Raw genomic sequence first — 2384 nt, 5'->3', positions numbered from 1 at the left:
TTTGATGAATGCACCATCTATTGTATTGGCAGATGAACATACAGGGAATCTTGATTCTAAAAATAGTCGAGAAATAGTCGATTTATTAAAATTAACACAACGTAAATATAAGCAGACATTAATTATGATTACTCATGATGAAAGAATAGCTATGCAAGCAGATAGAATTATTGTTATTGAAGATGGTCAAATAAAAAAAGATGAGGTTCTTCATAAATGAAAATTATGAATAAATTAACATTAAGATATCTTCAACAAAATAAGAAAAGAACCATCTTAACAATTTTATGTATATCTGTTTCAGTGATTATGATATGTTGTATAGGAATTTCATTATATTCTGGTAAACAATTTTATAAACAATATATTGAACATACTTCAGGATATCATCATTATACTATTGTCAATAATAATAAAGATATTATTCAAATCATAAAAAATGATCCAGAAGTCAAAGAGTATTATTTTTCTAGTACATCATTTTATTCTGTTGATGATAAAAAAAATGATGTATCATTAAATTTAAAACAAGGAGATTATACTTATTTTGAAAATGAAAACTTCGATGATTTGTTAATTAAAGGAAGATTACCAAATAATCATAAAGAGATTGCTATTTCACAAAAGTATTTAATTAATAACCATATTCAAAAGAATATGGGTGATACAATAAGTTTAAAAGAAGATGACACTGGAAAATTAAAAACATATTTGATTGTTGGTCTCATTAATGATTATGAAGCACAATCTTATTATAAAAAATCATTTAATGCTTTAAGTTATATTGATTTAAATGATCCGCAATTATATTATACTATGTATGTTATTGATAAGGATTTATCAACAAATATTTTTAAACATTGTGAAAAATTAAATCATGAAATTAATGAAATGTTAAATCAAACAAGTGATTTTAATAATATATTCTATAATTCACAATATTTAGGGATTCAGGATATCTTTGAAGAAAATTCTCAATCAGCATTTTTAACACTTTATAATATGGTCGCGATATTATTATTTGTTATTATATTTATTTCATTCTTTATTATTTATCAAGCTTTTAATCTTACAACTCATGATAGAATCCAATATTTAGGAATGTTATCAAGTGATGGCGCAACAGCAAAGCAAAAGAAAAGATCTGTTTCTTTTGAGGGCGCTATTTTATCTTTAATCTCTATACCTTTAGGTATTTTTATAAGTTATATTGGAATGACAGTAACATTCTTCTTCATTAATAAATTAGATGCTATTCAAATTATGGGTGTTGAAATTCATGCTCAAATATCAATATTTTATTTATTCATTGTTATTTTATTATCATTATTAACAATCTTTATTTCGCTTTATTTACCAGCTAGAAAAATATCTAAAATCTCAGTCATTGATGCATTAAAGAAAAATGATGAAATTAAAGTTAAAAAATATAAGTTAAAAACAAGTTCTTTTTCTAAAAGATTTTTAAATATTTCTCAACAGTTGGCAGTTAAGAATTATAAGCGACAGGGAAGACGTTCAAAAGTCATTGTCTTATCATTAGTTATTTCTATGGTTGCTTTTATTTCAATATTTAGTTTTGGTCAAAGATTAATGAAAGTATCAAATAATGCTAATCCTTTTCATTTATATGATATAGAAATGTATATTAATGGTAATCAAGTTCCTGAGATTACAAAATTATTAAGTACGCATGATAAAGTTGATGATTTTTATAGTATAAGTGGAGATATTCCAGTGAAAATGAAACTTGATAAGAAATACTTAAAAATACCTAATAATAATCATGTTTATAATCAAAAAACAGATGAATATAATGTTGTTTTTATTGGAATGAGTGAGAATAAAAGGAAAGAGTTATGTGAATTAAATGGCATCAAATATAGAAATGATTTGGCATTAGTTTATAATGGTCATTTTACAGATTATGATAATGCTGATAACAAGACTTCTCATTATCAAGAGCGCTTTATAAAGGAGGATAATCTTTTCATAAAATCACCAATCTATTTTGAGAATGTGACTTATAATCAACGGGGTGAAGAAGAAAAAATAGAAAGATTGCAACTAGAACCATTAACATCATATGCATTCATTGATAATGATAAATATAAATCATTGTATGGAATTGATAGTCAAGGAAGTTTGTATATGATTGTTTCTACTGATTATGTATTTCAACAAAATTTGGATTATTATAGTTCTTTGAGAGTATTTATTGCATCTCAGCAGCATGTTGAATTATCAAAAGAATTAGAAGATTTAGGATATAATATTGAAGATCATACTCAAAATTTTATACAAGATCGTCAAATCTTCTTAATTATAGAAATTTTCATTTATGGGTTTGTCTGTATAATGATTTTCTTTACAATGCTTAATAT

The 2384-nt window shown here is 24.1% G+C and carries 1 protein-coding gene and 1 pseudogene; both read left to right on the top strand.

The window, feature by feature from the left end:
* Nucleotides 1-220: pseudogene (locus ACLR9T_RS13880) on the top strand (ABC transporter ATP-binding protein); the annotation flags it as partial.
* Nucleotides 217-2384: ABC transporter permease (locus ACLR9T_RS13875; protein ID WP_413110079.1), on the top strand; the 2168-nt coding region annotated here is incomplete at its 3' end. The pseudogene ACLR9T_RS13880 and the gene ACLR9T_RS13875, both read left to right, overlap by 4 nt.

This window comes from Thomasclavelia sp., from assembly GCF_047249845.1.
In the GTDB taxonomy this organism is placed as follows: Bacteria; Bacillota_I; Bacilli_A; order Erysipelotrichales; family Coprobacillaceae; genus Thomasclavelia.
The sequence above is the reverse complement of the archived record's forward strand: the minus strand, read 5'-3'. Positions and strand labels throughout refer to the sequence as shown.